The organism is Pseudomonas yangonensis (genome assembly GCF_009932725.1).
GTDB classification, from domain to species: domain Bacteria; phylum Pseudomonadota; class Gammaproteobacteria; order Pseudomonadales; family Pseudomonadaceae; genus Aquipseudomonas; species Aquipseudomonas yangonensis.
Map to the genome: position 1 here is coordinate 166002 of NZ_BLJU01000018.1, position 22816 is coordinate 188817.

The window sequence follows — 22816 nt, forward strand, 5'->3', positions numbered from 1 at the left end:
CTTCGAGCCTGACACCATGACCGACTTCACTACCGTACAGCTTGAGAAAGACCCGCGCGGCTTCGCCACCCTATGGCTGAACCGCCCGGAAAAGAACAACGCCTTCAATGCCGAGATGATCCGCGAGCTGATCCTCGCCCTCGATGCTGTGGGTGAAGACAAGAGCCTGCGCTTTCTCCTGCTTCGCGGCCGTGGCAAGCACTTCTCCGCTGGCGCCGATCTGGCCTGGATGCAGCACGCCGCCACCCTCGACTACAACGCCAACCTGAGCGACGCCCGCGAACTGGCCGAGCTGATGTACAACCTGCACGGCCTGAAGATCCCCACCCTGGCCGTCGTCCAGGGCGCGGCCTTCGGCGGCGCGGTGGGCCTGGCCAGTTGCTGCGACATGGCCATCGGGGCCGAGGACGCGCTGTTCTCGCTGTCCGAGGTGCGCATCGGCCTCGCCCCGGCCGTGATCAGCCCCTTCGTCGTGCAGGCCATCGGCGAGCGCGCGGCCAAACGCTACGCGCTGACCGCCGAGCGTTTTGACGGCCAGCGTGCCCGCGAACTGGGCCTGCTCGCCGAGTGCTTCCCGGCCAGTGAGCTGGATGCACAAGTCGAAGCCTGGGTCGCCAACCTGCTGCACAACAGCCCACAAGCCATGCGCGCCGGCAAGGATCTGCTGCGCGAAGTCGGCAGCGGTGAGCTGACCCCTGCCCTGCGCCGCTACACCGAGAACGCCATCGCCCGTCTGCGCGTGAGCGCCGAGGGCCAGGAAGGCCTGCGCGCCTTCCTGGAAAAACGCCAACCTTCCTGGCAGGAGCAATGACCATGATCGACACCCTGCTGGTCGCCAACCGTGGCGAGATCGCCTGCCGCGTGATGCGCACGGCCAAGGCCATGGGCATCCGCAGCGTGGCCGTGCACAGCGCCATCGACGCCACGGCGCGCCATGTGCGTGAAGCCGACATGGCGGTGAACCTGGGCGGCGCCAAACCCGGCGAAAGCTACCTGCTGATCGACAGGATCATCGCCGCCGCCAAGGCCAGCGGCGCCCAGGCCATCCACCCGGGCTACGGTTTTCTCTCGGAGAACGCCGGCTTCGCCCGCGCCTGTGAAGAAGCCGGGCTGAGCTTTCTCGGCCCGCCCGCCTCGGCCATCGAAGCCATGGGCAGCAAGTCGGCGGCCAAATCATTGATGGAAGCCGCCGGTGTGCCGCTGGTGCCCGGCTACCACGGCCAAGCGCAGGATTATGAAACCTTCCGCGAGGCAGCCGCGCGCATCGGCTACCCGGTGCTGCTCAAGGCTGCCGCTGGCGGCGGTGGCAAGGGCATGAAGGTGGCCGAGTCCGAAGCGCAGCTCGCCGAGACGCTGGAGTCCGCGCAGCGCGAAGCGCAATCGGCCTTCGGCGACTCGCGCATGCTGGTGGAGAAATACGTACTCAAGCCGCGCCACGTGGAGATCCAGGTGTTCGCCGACCAGCACGGCAACTGCCTGTACCTCAACGAGCGCGACTGCTCCATCCAGCGTCGCCATCAGAAGGTGGTCGAAGAAGCTCCGGCACCAGGCCTGAGCCCCGAGCTGCGCCGCGCCATGGGCGAGGCGGCGGTCAAGGCGGCGCAGGCCATCGGCTATGTCGGTGCCGGTACCGTGGAGTTCCTGCTGGACGAGCGCGGCGACTTCTTCTTCATGGAAATGAATACCCGTCTGCAGGTGGAGCATCCGGTTACCGAGGCTATCACCGGGCTCGATCTGGTGGCCTGGCAGATTCGCGTCGCCCGTGGCGAGCCACTGCCGCTGACCCAACAGCAGGTGCCGCTGATCGGCCACGCCATCGAGGTGCGCCTGTACGCCGAAGACCCGGATCATGACTTCCTGCCAGCCACCGGCAACCTGGCGCTGTACCGCGAAGCCGGCAATGGGGACGGGCGCCGCATCGACAGCGGCGTGGCCGAAGGCGACAGCGTCTCGCCCTTCTACGACCCGATGCTGGGCAAGCTGATCGCCTGGGGCGAGAACCGCGAGCAGGCACGCCTGCGCCTGCTGGCCATGCTCGACGACACCCTGGTCGGTGGCGTGAAGACCAATCTGGCATTCCTGCGCCGCATCCTCGCCCATCCGGCCTTCGCCGCGTGCGAGCTGGATACGGGCTTTATCCCGCGTCATCAGCAGCAGTTGCTGCCCGCTCCGAGCGAGTTGCCGGAGACGTTCTGGCAACTCGCAGCCGATGCCTGGGTGCAGAGCGAGTCGCCGCTAAAGCGCGACGACGACCCGCATTCGCCTTGGGCAGCCCGCGACGGCTGGCGCGCCGGTGGCAAAGCCGAGATCGAGCTTCACCTGAGCTGCCAGGGTGAAAGCCGCAAGGTGCGCGCGGCTGACACAGCCTGCTTGCAAGGCGAAGAGTTACTGGCGGAGACCGACGGCACGCGCCAGCGTCTGCGCGCCATTCGCCGTGGCGACACGCTTTACTTGCAGTGGCACGGCGAACTGCATGCAATAACTCGCTTCGACCCCATCGCCGCCGCCGAGGCCAGCCATGCCCAGCAGGGCGGCCTGAGCGCGCCCATGAACGGCAGCATCGTCCGCGTGCTGGTCGAACCCGGCCAGGCGGTCGAAGCTGGCGCAGCCCTGGTGGTGCTGGAGGCGATGAAGATGGAGCACAGCATCCGTGCGCCCGAAGCCGGCACAGTCAAGGCGCTGTATTGCCACGAAGGGGAAATGGTCAGTGAAGGCGCGGTGCTGGTGGAGCTGGCGCCGTAGGGTGGATCACGCTTTATCGATCCACCGCCTTCGCTGGATAAGGTGGATATGAACAACGATGCCGTTGTGGGAGCGAATTTATTCGCGATATCGGTGGCAGCGTCGCGATCCAATCGCGAATAAGTTCGCTCCTACAGACCTCCCCACGAGGCGCACTACGAATACGAGGTAACACCTATGAACCTGCCCCTATCCGTGCGTCTGGTCGAGGTCGGCCCGCGCGACGGCCTGCAGAACGAGAAACAGCCGATCAGCGTCGCCGACAAGGTGCGTCTGGTCGACGAGCTGAGCGCCGCCGGCCTGCGCTATATCGAAGCAGGCAGCTTCGTCTCGCCCAAGTGGGTGCCGCAGATGGCCGGCAGCGCCGAGGTGTTCGCCGGTATCCAGCGTAAACCGGGCATCACCTACGCGGCACTGACCCCCAACCTGAAAGGCTTCGAGGCTGCGCTCGAGGCCAGGGTAGAGGAAGTGGCGGTGTTCGCCGCTGCCAGCGAGGCCTTTTCGCAGAAGAACATCAACTGTTCCATCGCCGAAAGCCTGCAGCGTTTCGTGCCACTGATGGAGGCGGCCAAGGCCGCGAACGTGCGCGTACGCGGCTACGTGTCCTGCGTGCTCGGCTGCCCCTACGACGGTGAAATCGATCCGGAGCAAGTTGCCAGCGTCGCTCGCGAGCTGCATGCCATGGGCTGCTATGAAGTGTCTCTGGGTGACACCATTGGCACCGGCACTGCCGGAAAGACCCGGCATTTGATCGAAACGGTCGCCCGTCAGGTGCCACGCCACCTGTTGGCCGGGCATTTCCACGACACCTACGGCCAGGCGCTGGTCAACATCTACGCCAGCCTGCTCGAAGGCATCAGCGTGTTCGACAGTTCGGTCGCAGGTCTGGGCGGCTGCCCCTATGCCAAGGGCGCCACCGGCAACGTTGCCACCGAGGATGTGCTTTATCTGCTGCAGGGCCTGGGTATAGACACCGGCATCGACATGGACATGCTGATCGCCGCCGGCCAGCGCATCTGCGAGGTGCTGGGCAAGGCCAATGGCTCGCGGGTCGCACGCGCCCGCCTGAGTCGATAAGGCGCCGTAGGGTGGATCGGTGAAGCGTGATCCACCCTACAGGCTGTAGGAGCGGATTCATCCGCGATTTTCGCGGCTAAAGCCGCTCCTACCAGTGACTGCAGCGTTTTACCCAGATAGCTTCCGAACCTCTAAGAAGGTCGGTGCGATAGCAGCGAAGGTCGTCTGAGTTTAAGGTCGAATGCCCCGAACGCACTAAGCTGAAGCCAAGGGATAAGAACGACGAGGACTGACCATGCAGCAACCTCTGTGGACGCCTTCCGCCGAACGTATCGCCGCCAGCCGAATGGAGGCATTCCGCTGTTTCGTCAATCAGCGCCACGGTTTGCAACTGGCCGACTACCCTGACCTGCATACCTGGAGCGTCGCGCAACGCGAAGCCTTCTGGCAGGCCATCGTCGATTTCTTCGAGATTCGTTTTCACAGCCCCGCCGAATGCGTGCTGCGCGAAGGCCCGGCGATGCCGGATGCGCAATGGTTCCCGGGTGCCACCCTGAATTTCGCCGACCACCTGCTGCGCCGCCGCGATGGCCATCCGGCGCTGGTGGCCATTGCCGAGGACGGCAGCCGCGAGCAGCTCAGCTACGCACAGCTGGCCGCGCATGTCGCCGGTCTGCAGCGGGCGCTGCGTAGCGCAGGCGTAGGCATCGGCGACCGCGTCGCCGCGTTCATGCCCAATACCTGGCAAACCGTGGTGGGTATGCTTGCCAGCGCCAGCCTGGGTGCGACCTGGTCGAGCTGTTCGCCGGATTTCGGCACTCAGGGGGTGATCGACCGTTTCGGCCAGATCGAACCCAAGGTGCTGATCGCCGCCGCGGGCTACCGCTACGCGGGCAAGAGCCTGGATCTGACCGACAAGCTCAACGAAATCCTCGGGCAACTGCCTTCTGTGCAACAGCTGGTGCTGGTGCCCTATGCCAACCTCGACGCTCGCACAACGGATTGCCAGTCCGCCGCAGCCGTCACCCTCTGGCAGGACTTTTACCAGCCCGGCGGCGCCCCGCAGTTCACTGCCCTAGCCTTCGACCAACCGCTGTACATCCTCTACTCCAGCGGCACTACCGGCGTGCCCAAATGCATCGTCCACGGCACCGGCGGCACCCTGCTACAGCACGTCAAGGAGCTGGGCCTGCACACCGACCTGGGGGCCACCGACACCCTGTTCTACTACACCACCTGCGGCTGGATGATGTGGAACTGGCTCATGTCCGGTCTGGCCATGGGCGCCACCCTGGTGCTCTATGACGGCTCGCCCTTCCATCCCGAGCCGACGCGCCTGATCGACCTGATCGACGCCGAGGACATTTCCATCTTCGGCACCAGCGCCAAGTTCATCGCCGCGCTGGAGAAAGCCGGCGTCAAACCGCGCGAAAGCCATAAATTGCTTAGCCTCAAGGCCATTCTCTCCACCGGCTCGCCGCTGGCCCATGAAAGCTTCGACTATGTCTACCGCGACGTGAAGGCGGATCTGTGCCTGTCGTCGATCTCCGGTGGCACCGATATCGTTTCCTGCTTCGCCCTGGGCAACCCGACCTTGCCGGTGTGGCCTGGCGAGCTGCAGTGCAAGGGCCTGGGCATGGACGTGCAGGTGTGGGACGAAGACGGCCGATCGCTTCACGGCGGCAAGGGCGAGCTGGTCTGTGCTCGGCACTTCCCCTCGATGCCGGTGGGATTCTGGAACGACGCAGGCGGCGAAAAATTCCGCGCAGCCTATTTCGATACATTCCCCGGCGTTTGGGCTCACGGCGACTATGCCGAAGAAACCGGGCACGGCGGCCTGGTCATACATGGCCGCTCCGACGCGGTGCTCAACCCAGGCGGCGTACGCATCGGTACCGCGGAAATCTATCGCCAGGTGGAGAAGGTGCCGCAGGTGCTGGAGTCCATCGCCATCGGTCAGGACTGGCAAGGCGACGTGCGCGTGGTGCTGTTCGTGCGTCTACGCGAGGGCGTGACGCTGGATGATGCCTTGCGCGATGAAATCTGCCGGATCATCCGCGCCAACACCACGCCGCGCCACGTGCCGGCGCGCATCGTTCAGGTCGCGGACATCCCGCGCACCATCAGCGGCAAGATAGTCGAGTTGGCGGTGCGCAACGTCGTCCATGGCCGCCCGGTGAAGAACACCGACGCCCTGGCCAACCCGCAGGCGCTGGAGCTGTATCGCGCTTTACCCGAACTGCAGAGATGAGCGAGTGACGACTACACCACACTCCTCCAAACCACCGCCTCCTATACTGACTTGATCGCAACAACAGGATGTTCGTCGTGCTCAAGCTCTTCTGCCTGCTCGTTGCCCTGCTGTTCGCCGCTGCGGCATCGGCCGATGAACCCATCAAGCTGTACATGCCGGAGGCGCCGCCGCTGGCGCTTACCCACTACGCCGGCGGCCATGGCATGGTGGGGGACGTCGCACTGGCTGCGCTGGCACGCATCGGTAAACTCACCCAGATCGTCGCCGAACCCTGGCCGCGGGCCCAAGCCCGTGTGGCCAAGGGCAAGAACCTGCTGATCATTCCCCTGTCACGCACCCCAGAACGAGAGGAGCTCTACACCTGGATCGCCCCGATCATGGAACTGGAGCGCGCTTTTTTCAGCCTTGACGACCCCGTAACGAACTTTGCTCAAGCCCGTCAGCGTTACCGTCGCATCGGCGTCGGGATGGGCACCGCACAGGTCGGCATCCTGCAGCGCGAGGGTTTCAGCGACGAGCAGATCGTGCAGCTCAAGCTGGGCGAGAATCCCGCCCACCTTCTGGTTCTCGAACGCATCGACGCCTGGTTCACCGGGGTGCCGGAAGCGCTGTACATCTGGGAAAACTCCATTTACCGCGAGCAGAACCTGCGCAGAAGCCCGACACTGGCCAGCACCGGTCTGTATCTTGGCTGCTCCAGGAAATGCGATGAGCAGTTGGTCGGCCAGTTGCGCGACGCGATCAAAGCGCTCGAGCAGGAAGGCGTCAGCCAGCGTTTGCGCCAGGCCTATCTGCCGCTGCAACCCGATCCCTAGATCCCCTGCCGCCCCGGGTCCTCCGGTGGTTGTTCTTCCTCGATATCCTCCAGCTTGAGCTCCAGCCCCCAATCGCCTGCCGGGGCGGCCTTCGGTGCAGCGACGGGCGCGGCCACCGGTGCGGCGGCGGGTGCCGGCCTGGCATTGGCCGGATTGTCGCGATAAAGCTTGAGCTTCAGGCGCACGTTGTTCGCCGAGTCGGCGTTCTTCACCGCCTCTTCTTCGTCGATGGCGCCTTCATGCACCAGATCGATCAGCGCCTGGTCGAAGGTCTGCATGCCCAGGTTCTTGGATTTCTCCATGATCTCCTTGAGCTCGGAGAATTCGTTGCGTTTGATCAGGTCGCGCACCGTCGGCGTACCCAGCATCACCTCGACCGCGGCGCGACGCTTGCCATCGACGGTTTTGACCAGACGCTGGGAAACGAATGCCTTGAGGTTGTTGCCCAGGTCGTTGAGCAGCTGCGGGCGACGATCTTCCGGGAAGAAATTGATGATGCGGTCCAGCGCCTGGTTGGCGTTGTTGGCGTGCAGCGTGGAAATCGCCAGGTGCCCGGTGTCGGCGAAGGCCAGGGCGTGCTCCATGGTTTCGCGGTCGCGGATCTCGCCAATCAGGATCACGTCCGGCGCCTGGCGCAGGGTGTTCTTCAGCGCGGCATGGAAGCTGCGGGTGTCCACGCCCACCTCGCGCTGATTGATGATCGACTTCTTGTGCCGGTGTACGTACTCCACCGGGTCTTCGATGGTGATGATATGGCCGCCGCTATTGCGGTTGCGGTAGTCGATCAGCGCCGCCAGGGAGGTCGATTTGCCCGAGCCCGTGCCGCCAACGAACAGCACCAGGCCGCGCTTTTCCATCACGGTGCTGAGCAGCACCTCGGGCAGCTTCAGGTCTTCGAAGCGGGGAATGTCCAGCTTGATGTTGCGCGCGACGATGGACACCTCGTTGCGCTGCTTGAAGATGTTGATGCGGAAACGCCCGACACCGGCCAGCGAGATGGCCAGATTCATTTCCAGCTCGCGCTCGAACTCCTCGCGCTGCGCGCTATCCATGATCGAATCGGCGATGACTGCCACATCGCCCGCCTTCATCGGCTCCTGACTCAGGGCCTTGAGCACGCCATTGAACTTGGCGCAAGGCGGCGCACCGGTGGACAGATACAGATCGGAGCCATCCTGACTGGACAGGATTTTCAGCATTGCGTGGAGATCCATGGCGGCGCTTTCCGTGGGCACGATTGAAATACCATAGGCCATGATCGCCCGCACTGCGGATGACGCACGCCTCGTAAAATTGACGCCATTCTGCTGGCGCAACGAATGCTGGCACAATAGCGCCCTGACAGAAATGAGGAACCCATCAATGGCAAAGGCAATGGCCCGCCACATCCTGGTCAAGACCGAAGCGGAAGCCGTCGCGCTGAAAAAGCGCATCGCCGCCGGCGAAGCCTTCGATGTGCTGGCACGCAAGCACTCAACCTGCCCCTCCGGCAAGAAAGGCGGAGACCTCGGCGAAGTGCGCCCCGGGCAGATGGTGCGTGCGGTGGATCAGGTGATCTTCAAGAAGCCGCTGCGGGAAGTGCACGGCCCGGTCAAGACGCAGTTCGGCTACCACCTGATCCAGGTGTTCTTCCGCGACTGAGACACGCTCAGACGCCAGGTTCGCCCATGAACTCGACGATCTTGCTCCTGAGCCAGCGCTCGGCCGGGTCGTTGTCGGTCACCCCGCTCCAGACCATGGAAAGGTCCGAGTTCACCAGTTCGAAGGGGGGATCATCGGCGCGCAGACGAGTCCCATCGATCAGCGCTGCCGCGGCGAAATCCGGAACCGTGGCGAGCATCTCCGTACCGGCGATGATCGAGCGCAAACCGCTGAACTGCGGCACCGCCAATACCACGCGCCGTGCGCGATTGAGGCGCGCCAGATCGTTGTCGATATTGCCGCACAGATCGCCCGAGAACGACACCAGCGCATGCGGCCGCGAGCAGTACTCATCCAGTGTCAGCGCGCCCGGGCGGTCGTCGCCACGCAGCACCTTGACCTTCATTTCGCGCAGCTTGCGTCGCTTGGCGTTGGCCGGCAGCTCGGTGGTGTAGCTGACGCCCACGGAAATTTCCCCCGAAGCCAGCATCGGCGACATCAGCAGGAAGTTGACCCGCCGCACCACGATGACAACCTCAGGTGCCTCTTCGCGGATCTGGTTGAGCAAGGCCGGGAACAGGCCGAACTCGGCGTCATCGGACAGACCGATACGGAAGGTGTCGCGGTTGGTCGCCGGGTTGAACTCGCGCGCACGGCTTACCGCACCCGAGATGGTGTCCATCGCCGGCTGCAGCTCCTTGAGAATCGCCAGCGCCCGCGCCGTCGGCTCGAAGCCACGACCATTGCGTACCAGCAACGGGTCGTCGAACAGATCACGCAGCCTGGCCAGCGCCGCGCTGACCGCCGGCTGACCGAGAAACAGCTTCTCGGCCGCGCGGGTCAGGTTCTTCTCGAACATCAGGGTTTCGAAGATCACCAGCAGATTCAGGTCGACGCGGCGCAGGTCGTTGCGATTCATCCAGAGGGCCTCGGGGCACAGTTTTATTGGCGCATTAAAGCAGCAACTGCCGTGCCCACATAGCCTGATCAGAGCCCCAGTTCGGAGAGCCCTGGATGATCGTCAGGACGGCGCCCCTGAGGCCAGCGGAACTTGCGCTCGGACTCCTGGATCGGCAGGTCGTTGATGCAGGCATAACGGTTGATCATCAGCCCGTCTGCGCCGAACTCCCAGTTCTCGTTACCGTAGGAGCGATACCAGTTGCCCGAGTCGTCGCGCCATTCGTAGGCATAGCGCACGGCGATGCGGTTGTCGGTGAATGCCCAGAGCTCCTTGATCAGACGGTATTCCAACTCCTTCGCCCATTTGCGTTCGAGGAAGGCACGTGCCTGATCGCGGCCGTTGATGAACTCGGCACGGTTGCGCCAGCGCGTATCGAGGCTGTAGGCCAGCGCGACCTTGGCCGCGTCACGGCTGTTCCAGCCATCCTCGGCCAGGCGGACCTTCTCGATGGCGCTCTCGCGGTTGAACGGCGGCAGCGGCGGACGGACTTCAGTATTTGACGACATGACGGCACCTCAGGCTTGCGGGGGGTTGAGCCCATCGCTGGGCGATAGGGATTGCAGAAGCAATTGCGCTGTACGGCCGGCACTGTCGGCGGCATCCGCCTGGCCGGTAACCATGGCGACGGCAGTCGCGCCGTCGATCAGCAGGAGGAACTGCCTGGCCATTTCCTCGGGTTCGGCAAAGCCGCCAGCCGTGGTCAGCTCGCTCAGATAGGCCAACAAGCGCTGTTTGTGCAGCAGCGCCACAGCGCGGATCTCACTGGCGAGATCACCGATTTCTCCCGCAGCGTTGATAAAGGCGCAGCCGTGAAAATCAGCCGCGGAGAACCAGCTGCGCAGAAGCGGAAACACAGCCAGCAAACGCTCGCTTGGCGAGCCGACGGCAGTACCTGCAATAAACCACTGCATCCAGCGCTCATCGCGCGCGCGCAGCGCTGCGGCGACCAATGCTTCCTTGGTCGGATAGAGGCGATAGATGCTTTTGCGCGCCACCCCTGATGCCTTGACGATGGCGTCCATCCCGGTGGCGTTGATGCCACCGGCATAGACCAGGCTTTCGGTGGCTTGCAGCAGGCGCTGCTGGATTGAGACGTCTTCGAGCATGGTCCAAACCAGAGAGAATGATCGTTCTCAGCAAATTAGAACGATCATTCTCTCTGGTCAATCGATTTTTCGTGAGCTGGGGACGAGCGGTCGATCAGCAGAGTGCACCAGCGCTTCAGAGGCTCGACGGCGCGCGCGTGAAAGCATTGACCGTGAGTCGTTGCCCTTCTGCTCTGCTGATACAGCTCATCAGGCTGAAGACTGCTCAGCGCCGCTCCGTCACCGGCGCATGCTCTGCCATCAGCGCTACCACCCAATCGATGAACACCCGCAGCTTGGCACTGACATGCCGGTTCGGCGGGAAAGCCAGGTACATCGGCATCGGCGTCATCTGCCAGTCCTCGAACAGGCGCACCAGTTCGCCGCTGGCCAGGTGTGGGCTGGCCATGTAGTGCGGTAGCCAGAGCATGCCCAGGCCCGCCAGGCCTGCGGCCAGGTAGGCATTGCCGTCGTCGACGGTCAATAGCGGTCGGCCCTGCGCTTCAATGCGCTCTTCGCCGCGCCACATGGCATAAGGCAAGGCCTTGCCGGTTCGTGACCAGAGAAAGCCCACCGTACTGTGGCCACTGTCTTCCAGTTCGCGCGGATGCGCCGGCATGCCCGCTCGCTGCAGATAATCCGGTGCGGCATAGATGCCCAGGCGCAAGTCGCCGATATGCCGTGCGATCAGCGACTGATCGGTGATCTCACCGCCACGCACCACGCAATCGACGTTCTCGCCGATGATGTCGATGATTCGATCGCTCACGCCCAGGGTCAGCTGAATCTCCGGATAACGCGCATAGAACGCCGGCAAGGCCGGGATCAGCAGCATGCGCGCGAAGGGGCTGGGCACGTCCACTCGCAAACGACCGTGTGGCGCCAGCGTCGCGCTGGACAGACTGGTCTCCGCGTCGTCGACATCGGCCAGCAGACGCACCACACGCTCGTAGTAGGCGGCGCCATCGGCGGTGACGTTGACCTTGCGCGTGGTGCGGTTGAGCAGGCGTACGCGCAATCGCGCCTCCAGTTGCTGGACCAATTGCGTCACGCTGGTCTTGCTCATGTGCAGGGTCGCAGCTGCCTTGGTGAAACTGCCGGTTTCCACCACCCGGGCGAAGGCCTGCATCGCATCGAAACGGTCCATTTCACGTCTCTCTCAATCATTGATTGTTTGGATTCTACAAACAGTCATGACCAGAGTTGCGCGTTTATCCAGCCCGGTGACGTTCTTAAAGTGGGGCTATCGCTAACAGCGGGCCGCACCGGCCCCGACGGAGATACCCATGAGCAGCAAACGTGATGTGATTTTCCCGGCCGACCGGCATGCCCTGTACGAACTTCATCGCTACTCACCGGCGATTCGCTCCAACGGCTTTCTGTTCGTCTCCGGCCAGGTCGGCAGCCGCAAGGACGGCTCACCCGAACCCGATCTGAAAGATCAGGTTCGCCTGGCCTTCACCAACCTCAACGCGATTCTCGCCGAGGCTGGCAGCAGCTTCGACGACGTAATCGACACCACCATCTTCATGGTCGATCCGCACGCGAAATTCGAAACCATCTGGGAAGTGGCAGCCGATTATTGGGGCGACGCACCCTACCCGACGGTGACCGCCATTGGCGTGACCTGGCTGTCCGGTTTCGACTTCGAGATCAAGGTGATCGCCAAGCTGCCGCAGTGAATGCTGGCCGTACCGCTCTGCGCAGAGCGGCACGGCCCGGTGGGCGCAGATCCGGCTCAAGGCGCGAGCAACGGCCGCCAGCCATCGCCGTCGCGAATCTGCAATGGCGTGTCGGGATGATCGTCCAGCCTCAGCAGATACAGCCAGCCATTTTCGACCAGCTCGCGCACCACCTGATGGCTGGCGATCACCTGATCGATCATCGAGCGCGGCGCAGCGATGATCACGCTCAGACGCAGCGGCCGATGCAACCAGCGCTGACCATCATGCAGCGACTGGCGAGCCAGGCCGATGCGCAGGTCGCCACCGTTGCCCTCGAATACCCCGATGTTGCCACCCACCACGTTGTGCAGCACCTTGTTGCCACTGCCGAAGCGCTGGTTGTCGGTGGTCGAGGTCAGGTACTGCAGGTTGATCCAGTGCGCCACCACCATCGGTGCGGTCATGATCAACTCCAGCACCTTGCCACCCTCGTCCTGCCGCCAGTCATAGTCATGCAGGAAGGCACGCCCCTGCAGGTCGAGGCCGCTGGCTACTCCCTGGGCGACCGAGATGACCTGCATTACAACGCTGACGGCTCGCTGGACCTGTATATACAAAATCAGCAACCGCTCGAAGCCGAGCGACGTCGCAACTGGCTGCCGGCGCCACTGGGACCGTTCAACCTGTTCCTGCGCCTGTATTGGCCACGGCCTGAAGTACTGGAAAAACGCTGGTTACCGCCGATGATCAAGACCCAGTCCTGAGACTGACGCGCACCCGCGCCAACCGAGCCCTGCATCGCGCAAACGAACAAACGCCCCGCCCGGTCTACACCGGGCGGGGCGTTTCGCGTTGCAGCTCAGGGTGTGACCAGGTTGAACTGCGGATTCGCCTCGTCCAGCCCGCCGAGCAGCTTGAGCAGTTGCACACGCCCGCCGTCGATCTCGATGCCGCCGATGGTCGCCTCCTTGAGGAAGCCGGTTTCCTTGAGGGCGATGCGGTCGAGCAGCGCCTTGGTCATGCTCACGCCGATATCCGCCTGTGCGTGGCGCGAATCCTTGCGATGGGTGAGCACGCCGTTGCGCAGGGTCAGCGCGTAGTCCTCTTCCAGGTCAGTGAAGCGCCAGTTGATCAGCAGGTCGCGGTCGGCCTCCTTCATGGCATCGATGCGCACCGCCAGATAGTCGAAGAACATGCTCGGTGTCAGCGCCCGCACCATGTCCGGCGCGCCGTTGCGTGCGCGGGCCTCGGCCACGCCCTGACGCAACTCGTGAGCACCGCTGAGATAGACGTTGCGCCATGTGGCGTTCTCGCTCTGGTAGCCGAGCTGTTCCAGTGTGTCGGCCTGCAGGGCCCGCGCAGCGGCGTTGTCCGGCTCGGCGAACACCAGGTGATTGAGCAATTGCGCCGCCCAGCGATAATCGCCTGCCTCGAAGGCCTGACGCGCCGCCTTCAATACGGCTTCGGCACCGCCCATCACCGCGACGTAGCGACGTCCGGCATCTACCGGCGGCAGGGGGTCAAGGTTGGCCGGGTTGCCATCGTAGAAGCCCATGTAGCGCTGATACACGGCGCGTACGTTATGACTGAGCGAGCCATAGTAGTCGCGGCTGTACCATTTGCCGGCCAGGCGCGGCGGCAACGAAGACAGCTGCGCGGAGATCTCGGTGGGCGTCAGCCCCTGGTTGATCAGGCGCAGCGTCTGGCTGTCGAGGAAGGCGTACATGTCGCGCTGGTCGGCCAGGTAGTCGCGGATATCGTCACCGCCCCAGGTCGGCCAGTGATGCTGGGCGAACAGTACCTCTGCCTCGTTACCGTAGCGCACCAGCGCCTCGTCCAGGTAGTGCGCCCAGACCTTGGCGTCGCGTACCAGGGCGCCGCGCAGCGTCAGTACGTTGTGCTGGGTATGGGTGGCATTCTCGGCCATGCACAGGGTCTTGAACTGCGGGAAGTACATGTTCATTTCCGCCGGAGCCTCGGTGCCTGGCGTAAGCTGGAACTCGATCGTCACCCCGTCGATCTCATGCGTTTCCAGCGGTTCGACGATCAGGTCGGTGGGCGCGATCAGGGTCACCGTGGCGTTGATCGGGGTGCCCTTGCCGAGTCCCGCATCCACCTGGCCGCGTTCGCCCCGGGGCAATACCGCGCCGTACATGTACTGGGCCCGGCGCATCATCGCAGGCCCAGCGAGCACGTTCTCGCTGACCGCATGCTCGTAAAAACCTTCCGGGGCGATCACCTTGACCTTGCCGGCCTGCACGTCGGCCTCGTCGATTACCCCGCGTACACCGCCGAAGTGGTCGACGTGCGAGTGGCTGTAGATCACCGCCAGCACAGGCTTGCGCGGACGGTGCTTGTAGTACAGCTCGAGACCGGCGCGGGCGGTCTCGGTGCTGATCAGCGGGTCGATGATGATCAGTCCGCTGTCGCCCTCGATCACAGTCATGTTCGACAGATCCATGCCACGAATCTGGTAGACGCGCTCACGCACTTCGAACAAACCGGCGATGTTGTTGAGTTGGGCGATGCGCCAGAGGCTCGGGTTGACGCTCGCGGGCGCATCGTTGCCGTCGAGGAAGTTGTACGCCATACGGTTCCATACCGGCTTGCCGTCAGCATTCTCCACCACGCCGGTAAAAGGCTCGATCAGCCCGCGACGGGCGCTTTCGAAATCAGCGCGGTTCTCGAACGGCAAGCGCTGCAGCCAGGCCTGGTTGCGCTGCTGGGTGATCTCGGTAGCCGGCTTTGCGGATGTCGGCTGTTCGGCGTGGGCGCCGAGGGCGATTAGCGCCAGCGCCAAAGCACTTAAGCGAAAGATGGGCATGGTCTTGTCCGTTATTTTTTGAAAAGGAAATGCGAGAGGTCGGCTCCCCGAAGAGAGCCGACCAGGCGAGGCCGCTGAGCCGTTCCGCCAGACTGTCGCGCCGTTACTTGCCCAGGCGCTTCAACTGCGCGGGGGTGAACTCGGACTTCGACAGAGTCTCGCCGTAGCGAGCCTTGCTGGTGACTTCGTTGGTCAGATAATTGACCGCGTAGCGCCCGGACATCAGATCATAGGTCGCTTCGGCCACGGTTAGCGGAAGCTGGATGTCGTGCAGCATGGCAATGTGCGATTCGTAGCTGCGCCACAGCTCGCCGCGGCTGTCATAGATATCCGAGGCGACGATCTGCCAGGTGTCCTCGTCGAGGTAAAAGCGGCGCTTGGCATACACGTGGCGCACGCCAGGCTTGAGCGTTGCCTCGACCACCCAGACGCGGTGTTTTTCGTAACGCGCATGGTCCGGGTTGAGATAACCCGGCTTGAGCAGGTCGGCGTAGGCAGTCTGCTTGCTGGCCATGCGGTAGGCGTTGTAGGGGATGAGCATTTCCCGCTTACCCTGCAACTTCCAGTCGTAGCGGTCAGGAGCACCGTTGTAGCCATCGACGCTGTCGGCCACGACCTGGCCAAAGCTGTAGCGTGCACTGCTGTCGTAGGCCACCGTCGGCGCCCGCCGCACGCGGCGTTGTCCCGGATTGTACTGCCAGGCCGAGCGCACGCCCGCTACCAGGTTGAGCGGCTCGTGCACCAGCGTCACCTCGCCGGCGTAGCGCGAAGGCGCGGTCGTGCGCACGCGGTTGAGCAGCAGCAGATTCTCGTTCGGCTCGAGATCGCTGATGTTCTCGCGAAATACCGTCAGGGCATCCGAGCTGACCACCGTGTAGTCGCCCTTCTCCTGCACAGTGGCCGAAGAGAACTGGCGACGGATTGAGCCTCCACGGTAACGCGTGAGGTGGTTCCACATCACTTCCAGGCCTTCGGTGGGCTGCGGGAACGGCACACCGAAGTGGTAACCATCCAGACCATTGCCGTCGTCACTCAGGGTCACCTTGGCCAGGTTGGCACGGGTCTCCTGCAGATGCCTCTGCGGCAGCGTGGCGCTGCGGTGAGTCGGGTAGACAGCCATTCGGTAGTCGGCATGGCGGGCCAGCATGGCCTGCTGACCGGGGCTGAGCAGATCTTTGTACTGCTCGACGTTGGCCTTGCTGACCACGTACAGCGGTTGCTCGGCGGCGAAAGGATCGCTGTAGTCGCCGTTGGCGCTGATCGGCGCGGCCCCTGCTTGCATACCACCCTCCCAGGCCGGGATGCTGCCATCGGCATTACCGGCACGCTCAGCTCCCACGGGAGTCAGCGGACCATCCAGGCGCGCGGGGTCATTTTCCTTGGCATGGGCCAGCGTGCAGGCCGCCAGCAGGCCGAGGGCGATAGGGAGAATCTTGAAGGCAGTCATGGTCAGAAGCTCGCTTTGACAGTGACCGAGGCATAGTCGCGGTCATCGATGAGGGAAAACTCGTTCGAGCCGAAGAAGCTGTTGTAGGCCAGTTCGAGCGAGTACTCGTTGCGGTAGTCGAAGGTCAGGGCCAGACCGAGGGCCTGCTGGCCTTCCTGAAAATTGGGGCCGTAGCCCTCGACGTCATGGCGCCAGTTGATCGATGGAGTCACCACCGTGGCGGGGATCAGGCCCTCGTAGCTAAGCCCCATGCGCAGCCGATAGCCCCAGGAGAAGGCGGTCATTACGCCGTGCGTGTTGCAGTGGGTGGCGGCGGCCAGCTCCGCGTCGGTCAACCCGGCCGGGTTCTGTGCCGACGGCGTCGAGCAGGCGGCGCCATCGGAGGTCGGCGTACGGCCGAACGCGCCCGCGCGGCCGAGGCGTTCGTCCTGCGGATCGAGACCGCCGATCCAGTTACCGCCAAGTTCCGCCGCCCAGGCCAGGCGCTGCGCGCCGAGCACGTTGGAAAAACTGTCGGCGGCGCCCAGGCTGAACTGCCAGACTTCCTTGCGCACGTAGCCGTCCACGCGGCTGCCACGCGCAGCGGCCAGCTCGGCTGGAGTCATGGGCATGATCCAGCTGTTGCGCTGCCCGGCAAGTAGGTTGATCAGATCGGCGGAATTGACGCTCAGCGGCATGTTGGGCCGGTAGGTCAATTCGCCGAACACCGCGGTGCTGCCCAGCACGCCGCTGATGCTGGCGCCGAACAGGCGGATGTCCTCGGGATATACCGTGAAGTAGTCACCGGTATTGAGGTTGGCGCCGGGATTGCCGCCGGCGTTGGGTGCCTGGCGGGCGATCACCCCGGACAGCAACGGCGTGCGGCTGTGGTAGTTGAGGTAGTACAGCCCCAGGTCGGCATCGTCGAGCGACTCGATCAGGTAGTGCGCCGCCAGACCATACTGGCCGCTATCGCGCGCCCAGTCGGTGGCGGTGCGGCGCAGGTAGCGCTCGGCTGCCGGCATCATCCCGGGCGGTGCGTCGAGGGCATTCTCGATACCGGAAATATCGGTGGTCGAGATGCCACCGGCGATCAGCTTCTCGTGCTGGCAGCCCTCCTGCAGCGCATCGTTGGTGCTGAAAAAGGTGCCGCAGCCCTCCAGCACCGAGGGTCGGAAGTTGTACTGCAGGAAGCCCTCGACACTCAGGCGGTCGGCCAGGTCATAGTTGAAGGACACCATCTCCACCGGCAGCAAGCCTTCCTTCAGCTCGGTGCCGGGGCGGTTGAACGCCGAGACGTCCAGAGGGTTGATGGCGTTGACCCCATTCTGCAGGAACAGCGCCTCGCCCCAGCTGAGCACGTGCTTGCCGACTTTTACACTGAGCGGACGGTCGGCAAGCTCGAAGTCCTTCCACAGGTAAGCGTCGAGTACCTCGAAACCCTGAAACCGCGCCAGGCGCTGCCAGCCGGAATCATCGAAACGCCGAAAGTCACCATCGCCGGTGGCCATGGCATGGTCATACCAGTATTTGAAGCGGATGAAGGCTCCCTGGCTGCCGTCATTGAGGTCGAACTCGGTCAGGCCCTTGAACAGCGTGGAGATAGTGTCGCCCTTGTCGAAATTGAGCTTGCCGTCGTCTCCGTTGTAGTTGGTGCCTACGCCCACCTTGCCGATGCTGGCCGCATCGGCCTTGTTGAGCAGGTGCTTGTCGGCATTTTGCAGCGACCAGCTGGTGCCCAGCGACAGGCTACTGTGGGTCGTCAGACTCCAATCCTCGTCGAGCTGCCAGGTGGCGGCCTGCAGCAGCGATGCCTGGCCGGCCAGGGCGATACCAGTGGCCAGGGCGGCAGGGGCGAAGCGATGTCGGGGACACGCGATGAAGTGGTTCATGTAAACCCTCTCGTTGTTTTTGTCGGGTCCGTTCTGCGGGCAATGGCCCGCCGATGCGCAGTTGCCTGCGCGGTTCGTTTGCGGGTGGGTGCGGCGTGTCGGTCAGTGCGGCAAGGCGTCGAGCACCGCGCTGACCATGTTGTTGAAGGTCACAGGCGAGTCGATGGCTCGCGACGCCACCTTGGCGGGTCCGTCCGCGCTGGTTGCACGGCGTGCCTGATCAGGCGTTGCCGACAGCTTGACGATGACCACCTCGCGCCGGGGGTTGAGGTAGATCTTCTGGCCGAAACGCCCGCTGGCCTCCAGCGAGCCGTCGCCATCGTTCTTCTGCAGCCAGTAGTTGCGGTAGGCGTAGCCGGGACGACCAGGCGCCAGATTGCCGCTGGCAAACAGCTCCTGGTCGCCCGCCTGCAGCAGGCTGCGCACACTCTGATTGAAGCTGTCGCCCGGCGCGTTGCGCGCCAGCTCGCGACGCACCAGCTCGGCGAAACGTGCGGTGTCGCGCAGATTGCTGCTGATGCCGCCGCTGGCCATCTCCGTACCCAGCTCGTCCACCTGAACGTAGGCATCTTCCTGAGCAAAGCGCGACCAGATTCGCGCCTCCACCAATTGACTCCAGTTTTGTCCCGAGATGCGCCGCAGCGCCCAGGCCAAGGCCTCCGGAGAACCGTTCTGGTAGAAGAACAATGGCTGTGGCGCGGCGGTTTGCGCCATCTTGGCTACGCGCAGGAAGGAATAGATATCGGCCGGCATCTGCGGCTTGCGCGGGATCAGACCGGTCGCGGCGAACAGCCCGAGGTCCGGCGGCACATGCTCCGGGTAGGTCACCGCCACCTGCATGTCGAGGTTCTGCTGCACCGTGGCCTCGCCGAAGGGCGTACCCGCCAGTTCCGGTACGTACTGGGCGAGTCTGGCATTGGGATCGAGCAGGCCTTCGGCGATGAACTGCGCGGCCAGCAGACCGGTCACGGACTTGGTCATGGAGGCCCAGATGTGCGGCTGGCGGGGCTCGAAACCGTCGTAGTAACGCTCGAAGACGATCACGCCGCGGTGCAGCACGATCAGCCCGTCGGTAACGGTTTCGCGCAGGTAGCCGTCGAGCGTGAGCGTCTCGTCGCCGACCGTGAACGGTAAGCCATCGAGCGCCAGGGCGGGACCGGCAGCCAGGACCAGCGGCGTTTGCGCACGGGGGATGTTGCGTGTCGGCGAAACCTCACGGGCATGACGCATGGACCAACGCAGGTAAGGGGGCAGGAAGGCGTTGGCTTTGTTCACACGCATCTCCATGGCAGGTGGAAACCCTTGCATCACATCGCCGCCAGCAGAGCTCGCCGCCAACGCCGGCGGCAAAACGCACAGAAGGGAAAAGGACAGGCCCTTGAGCAGGCTTCGCAGATGCGAGGCGAACTGGGGCTGGGGTAAAGCTACGCTTGGTTTCATTATTGTTGTCCCAATGACTGAGTGGTCCCGAAAGAACTCCCGGACGATGCTATCCAAGCGTTTTCAACAAGAACTAATAGAACTGTGCGATGCAGGGCATGCCTTTTTGGAATAGGCCAACAAGCGACCTAGATTCCCAGCGTGCGGTTCGAATCGCTTCGACGAAGCTGGCCGTCTTCGACCTATGCCGGAGTTTTATGGTGCGCATAGGACTCTTGTATTGGGTGCTTAACAGGTTATTTGACTAGCATCGGCTCCTATTCAACCGCCGAAAAGAACAACCTGATTCGATTGATAACCAGCGGCCCGGGCTTTGCCGGCTGCGCATTCTGCCCGGACGAATCGGTCATATTGAGCACAACGCAAAGACCCTGCTGTTACCGCCGCCTCTCGCCGCCATGCAACCTGTACCATCCTCCGGTGCTTCATGACTCCAGCTCCCTTTCGCAAGCCTCTCGCACAGACACTGCTCGGCGGTGAAGAGCCCGACCCACGCTTCACCCTGGCCAACGAGCGCACCTTCCTGGCCTGGGCCCGCACTGCGCTGGCCTTGCTCGGCGGCGGGATAGCCGTGGAGACCTTCGCCGGCCATGCCTTCGAACCCTGGCTGCGTCTGTGCATTACCCTCAGCCTGCTGTCGCTCAGCGTTCTGCTCAGCGTTGGCGCATGCCTGCGCTGGCTGGCCGTGGAGCGCGCCTTGCGTCATCGCCGCGCCCTCCCCCTTCCGGTATTGATCCCCGCCCTGACGATCAGTGGCTGCCTCGTGGCGCTGCTGCTATTGGCGCTTTTCTGGGCGAATGGCCGTGGTTGATCCGGGCCTGCAGGCCGAACGCACCGAGTTGGCATGGCGACGAACACAGCTGTCACTGTTGGTGATCGCCTGCCTGATGCTACGTGGGGTACATCCGGCGCCGATGATGGTGGCACTGGCCATGGCGCTGACCCTCTGGAGTGGCCAACGGCAGCGCTATCTTCAAAGTCTCGCCATGTTGCTCGACGAGAGAGGCACAGCGAGGTGCGCGATAATCCTGAGCACCGCCCTGGTACTTACCGGCCTGAATCTGTTGATGATCTGGACTGTTCTGGCAGGCGAGTGAAAGACGCAGACGTGTCAGACTGGGCCTCATTGCAGGAGGCCATACAACTGCCGCCGCACGTATGCGACAATCTGCCGGATATCAGGCCTGAACCCCGCCTTATTGCTCAGCAGCTCTGCCGTTTAGTGCAGATGCTGCTTTCAACGTATACGCGCTGGACCCACTGCACTTCGGATTGAGGCGAGTCAGACAAGCTCGTGATTGCCATCACCTCAACCAGCGCCTCCAAGTTATTGATAGGTAAACCCTTTGATCTCCACCGCTAACATCACCATGCAGTTTGGCGCCAAGCCGCTGTTCGAGAACGTTTCCGTCAAGTTCAACAACGGCAACCGCTACGGCCTGATCGGCGCCAACGGCTGCGGCAAGTCGACCTTCATGAAGATCCTCGGCGGCGATCTGGAGCCGACGGCCGGCCAGGTGATGCTCGAGCCGAACGTGCGCCTGGGCAAACTGCGCCAGGATCAGTTCGCCTACGAAGAATTCAATGTGATCGACACCGTGATCATGGGTCATCAGGAGTTGTGGAAGGTCAAGGCCGAGCGCGACCGCATCTACTCGCTGCCGGAAATGAGCGAAGAAGACGGCATGAAGGTGGGCGAGCTGGAAGGTGAGTTCGCCGAGATGGACGGCTACACCGCCGAGTCCCGCGCCGGCGAGCTGTTGCTCGGCCTGGGCATTCCGCTGGAACAGCACTTCGGCCCGATGAGTGAAGTCGCCCCCGGCTGGAAGCTGCGTGTGCTGCTGGCCCAGGCGCTGTTCGCCGATCCGGACGTGCTGCTGCTCGACGAGCCGACCAACCACCTGGACATCAACACCATCCGCTGGCTGGAATCGATTCTCACGGCGCGCAACAGCACCATGATCATCATTTCCCACGATCGTCACTTCCTCAACGCGGTCTGCACCCACATGGCCGACCTGGATTACGGCGAGCTGCGCCTGTTCCCGGGCAATTACGACGAGTACATGACGGCCGCGACCCAGGCCCGTGAGCAGCTCCTGGCCGACAATGCCAAGAAGAAGGCGCAGATCGCCGAGCTGCAGACCTTCGTCAGCCGCTTCTCGGCCAACGCCTCCAAGGCCAAGCAGGCGACCAGCCGCGCCAAACAGATCGACAAGATCCAGCTGGCCGAGGTCAAGCCGTCCAGCCGGGTCAGCCCGTTCATCCGCTTCGACCAGAACAAGAAGCTGCACCGCCAGGCCGTGACCGTCGAGAAGCTTTCCAAGGCCTTCGATGACAAGGTGCTGTTCAAGAACTTCGGTTTCACCATCGAAGCCGGCGAGCGTGTGGCCATCATCGGCCCCAACGGCATCGGCAAGACCACCCTGCTGCGCACCCTGGTCGGGGAAATGCAGCCGGACGCCGGTAGCGTGAAATGGACCGACAGCGCCGAAGTCGGTTACTACGCGCAGGATCACGCCCACGACTTCGAAGCCGACGAGACGCTGTTCGAGTGGATGGGCCAGTGGACCAGTGGCGAGCAGAACATCCGCGCCGCGCTGGGCCGCATGCTGTTCTCCTCCGACGAGATCCAGAAGTCGGTCAAGGTGCTTTCGGGTGGCGAGCAGGGCCGTATGCTGTTCGGCAAACTGGCCTGCCAGAAGCCCAACGTGCTGGTGATGGACGAACCGACCAACCACCTGGACATGGAGTCCATCGAGGCGCTCAACCTGGCGTTGGAGAACTACCCGGGCACGCTGATCTTCGTCAGCCATGACCGCGAGTTCGTCAGCTCCCTGGCCACGCGCATCATCGAGCTGTCGGACAACGGCGTCACCGACTTCAGCGGCACCTACGACGATTACCTGCGCAGCCAGGGCATCATCGTCTGAGGTCTGCTGCAGAATGACAAAGCCCGCTTTCGCGGTAATGCTGTTCACTTAAGGTTGCACAGGTTTGGCTCCCCTCTCCCATTTATGGGAGAGGGGTTGGGGGAGAGGGCCGAAAACACCGC

At 63.4% G+C, this 22816-nt stretch carries 21 protein-coding genes and 1 pseudogene; 12 read left to right on the plus strand and 10 right to left on the minus strand.

Annotated features, from left to right (window positions below):
- Nucleotides 1-16: 16 nt before the first annotated feature.
- The 5 genes from GYB81_RS18100 (at nt 17) to GYB81_RS18120 (ending at nt 6828) form a co-directional block, all read left to right on the plus strand.
- Entirely contained in the window at nt 17-811 is a 795-nt protein-coding gene (locus GYB81_RS18100; RefSeq protein ID WP_161867006.1) for a gamma-carboxygeranoyl-CoA hydratase, read from the plus strand.
- Nucleotides 812-813: 2 nt separating this feature from the next.
- Complete coding sequence (locus tag GYB81_RS18105) at nt 814-2742, plus strand: acetyl-CoA carboxylase biotin carboxylase subunit (protein WP_178101879.1); 1929 nt, start codon at nt 814-816, stop codon at nt 2740-2742.
- A gap of 177 nt (nt 2743-2919) precedes the next feature.
- Nucleotides 2920-3819, plus strand: a complete 900-nt coding sequence (locus GYB81_RS18110) for a hydroxymethylglutaryl-CoA lyase (protein ID WP_161867004.1) — start codon at nt 2920-2922, stop codon at nt 3817-3819.
- A gap of 235 nt (nt 3820-4054) precedes the next feature.
- Nucleotides 4055-6010, plus strand: a complete 1956-nt coding sequence (locus tag GYB81_RS18115) for an acetoacetate--CoA ligase (protein WP_161867003.1) — start codon at nt 4055-4057, stop codon at nt 6008-6010.
- 68 nt (nt 6011-6078) lie between these two features.
- Nucleotides 6079-6828, plus strand: a complete 750-nt coding sequence (locus tag GYB81_RS18120) for a substrate-binding periplasmic protein (RefSeq protein WP_161867002.1) — start codon at nt 6079-6081, stop codon at nt 6826-6828.
- On the opposite strand, the gene GYB81_RS18125 is transcribed toward GYB81_RS18120, so the two are convergent.
- Nucleotides 6825-8042 (minus strand): PilT/PilU family type 4a pilus ATPase, encoded by a 1218-nt coding sequence (locus GYB81_RS18125; protein WP_178101877.1) that lies wholly within the window; start codon nt 8040-8042, stop codon nt 6825-6827. The two genes, GYB81_RS18120 and GYB81_RS18125, sit on opposite strands and share 4 nt — an antisense overlap.
- Before the next feature lie 148 nt (nt 8043-8190).
- On the opposite strand from GYB81_RS18125, the gene GYB81_RS18130 reads away from it, so the two are divergent.
- Nucleotides 8191-8469 carry a peptidylprolyl isomerase gene (locus GYB81_RS18130; protein ID WP_233787615.1) on the plus strand — a complete coding sequence of 93 codons (279 nt, stop codon included), beginning with the start codon at nt 8191-8193 and terminating at the stop codon, nt 8467-8469.
- Between the two features lie 7 nt (nt 8470-8476).
- Here the strand turns inward: GYB81_RS18130 and GYB81_RS18135 are convergent, their stop codons facing one another.
- The 4 genes from GYB81_RS18135 to GYB81_RS18150 form a co-directional block, all read right to left on the minus strand.
- Nucleotides 8477-9388, minus strand: coding sequence for a LysR family transcriptional regulator (locus GYB81_RS18135; protein WP_161867001.1), 912 nt, complete (start codon nt 9386-9388; stop codon nt 8477-8479).
- 68 nt (nt 9389-9456) lie between these two features.
- On the minus strand, nt 9457-9936 hold the full coding sequence (locus tag GYB81_RS18140) for a nuclear transport factor 2 family protein (protein WP_161867000.1): 480 nt from the start codon (nt 9934-9936) through the stop codon (nt 9457-9459).
- A 9-nt stretch (nt 9937-9945) separates the two neighbouring features.
- A complete protein-coding gene (locus GYB81_RS18145; RefSeq protein ID WP_161866999.1) occupies nt 9946-10536 on the minus strand; it encodes a TetR/AcrR family transcriptional regulator in 591 nt (196 codons plus the stop codon).
- A 205-nt stretch (nt 10537-10741) separates the two neighbouring features.
- Nucleotides 10742-11662: a LysR family transcriptional regulator gene (locus tag GYB81_RS18150; RefSeq protein WP_161866998.1), complete on the minus strand. Its 921-nt coding sequence runs from the start codon at nt 11660-11662 to the stop codon at nt 10742-10744.
- A gap of 139 nt (nt 11663-11801) precedes the next feature.
- Between GYB81_RS18150 and GYB81_RS18155 the strand changes: the two genes are divergently transcribed.
- On the plus strand, nt 11802-12197 hold the full coding sequence (locus GYB81_RS18155) for a RidA family protein (RefSeq protein ID WP_161866997.1): 396 nt from the start codon (nt 11802-11804) through the stop codon (nt 12195-12197).
- Between the two features lie 56 nt (nt 12198-12253).
- Here the strand turns inward: GYB81_RS18155 and GYB81_RS18160 are convergent, their stop codons facing one another.
- Nucleotides 12254-12760 (minus strand): putative inorganic carbon transporter subunit DabA, encoded by a 507-nt coding sequence (locus GYB81_RS18160; protein WP_267904951.1) that lies wholly within the window; start codon nt 12758-12760, stop codon nt 12254-12256.
- Between GYB81_RS18160 and GYB81_RS18165 the strand changes: the two genes are divergently transcribed.
- Complete coding sequence (locus GYB81_RS18165) at nt 12692-12943, plus strand: DUF1214 domain-containing protein (RefSeq protein WP_161897914.1); 252 nt, start codon at nt 12692-12694, stop codon at nt 12941-12943. The genes GYB81_RS18160 and GYB81_RS18165 overlap by 69 nt on opposite strands.
- A gap of 95 nt (nt 12944-13038) precedes the next feature.
- On the opposite strand, the gene GYB81_RS18170 is transcribed toward GYB81_RS18165, so the two are convergent.
- The 4 genes from GYB81_RS18170 to GYB81_RS18185 form a co-directional block, all read right to left on the minus strand.
- The gene (locus GYB81_RS18170) at nt 13039-15003 is read right to left on the minus strand and encodes an alkyl/aryl-sulfatase (protein ID WP_161867967.1); all 1965 of its coding nucleotides are present in this window, start codon (nt 15001-15003) and stop codon (nt 13039-13041) included.
- A gap of 103 nt (nt 15004-15106) precedes the next feature.
- Entirely contained in the window at nt 15107-16450 is a 1344-nt protein-coding gene (locus tag GYB81_RS18175; protein ID WP_161867966.1) for a DUF1329 domain-containing protein, read from the minus strand.
- Nucleotides 16451-16452: 2 nt separating this feature from the next.
- Complete coding sequence (locus GYB81_RS18180) at nt 16453-18321, minus strand: DUF1302 domain-containing protein (protein WP_161867965.1); 1869 nt, start codon at nt 18319-18321, stop codon at nt 16453-16455.
- A gap of 102 nt (nt 18322-18423) precedes the next feature.
- A complete protein-coding gene (locus GYB81_RS18185; RefSeq protein ID WP_438810720.1) occupies nt 18424-19602 on the minus strand; it encodes a serine hydrolase domain-containing protein in 1179 nt (392 codons plus the stop codon).
- Nucleotides 19603-20188: 586 nt separating this feature from the next.
- Between GYB81_RS18185 and GYB81_RS18190 the strand changes: the two genes are divergently transcribed.
- The 4 genes and pseudogenes from GYB81_RS18190 to GYB81_RS18200 all read left to right on the plus strand — a co-directional run bounded on the left by GYB81_RS18190 (nt 20189) and on the right by GYB81_RS18200 (nt 22694).
- The gene (locus GYB81_RS18190; RefSeq protein WP_161867963.1) at nt 20189-20572 is read left to right on the plus strand and encodes a YidH family protein; all 384 of its coding nucleotides are present in this window, start codon (nt 20189-20191) and stop codon (nt 20570-20572) included.
- Nucleotides 20559-20858: a DUF202 domain-containing protein gene (locus tag GYB81_RS18195; RefSeq protein WP_161867962.1), complete on the plus strand. Its 300-nt coding sequence runs from the start codon at nt 20559-20561 to the stop codon at nt 20856-20858. The genes GYB81_RS18190 and GYB81_RS18195 overlap by 14 nt, the downstream gene beginning before the upstream one ends.
- Nucleotides 20859-20888: 30 nt before the next feature.
- Nucleotides 20889-21034 (plus strand): annotated as a pseudogene (locus GYB81_RS24775) (site-specific integrase); the annotation flags it as partial.
- A gap of 73 nt (nt 21035-21107) precedes the next feature.
- A complete protein-coding gene (locus tag GYB81_RS18200; RefSeq protein ID WP_161867961.1) occupies nt 21108-22694 on the plus strand; it encodes an ABC-F family ATPase in 1587 nt (528 codons plus the stop codon).
- Nucleotides 22695-22816 lie beyond the last annotated feature (122 nt).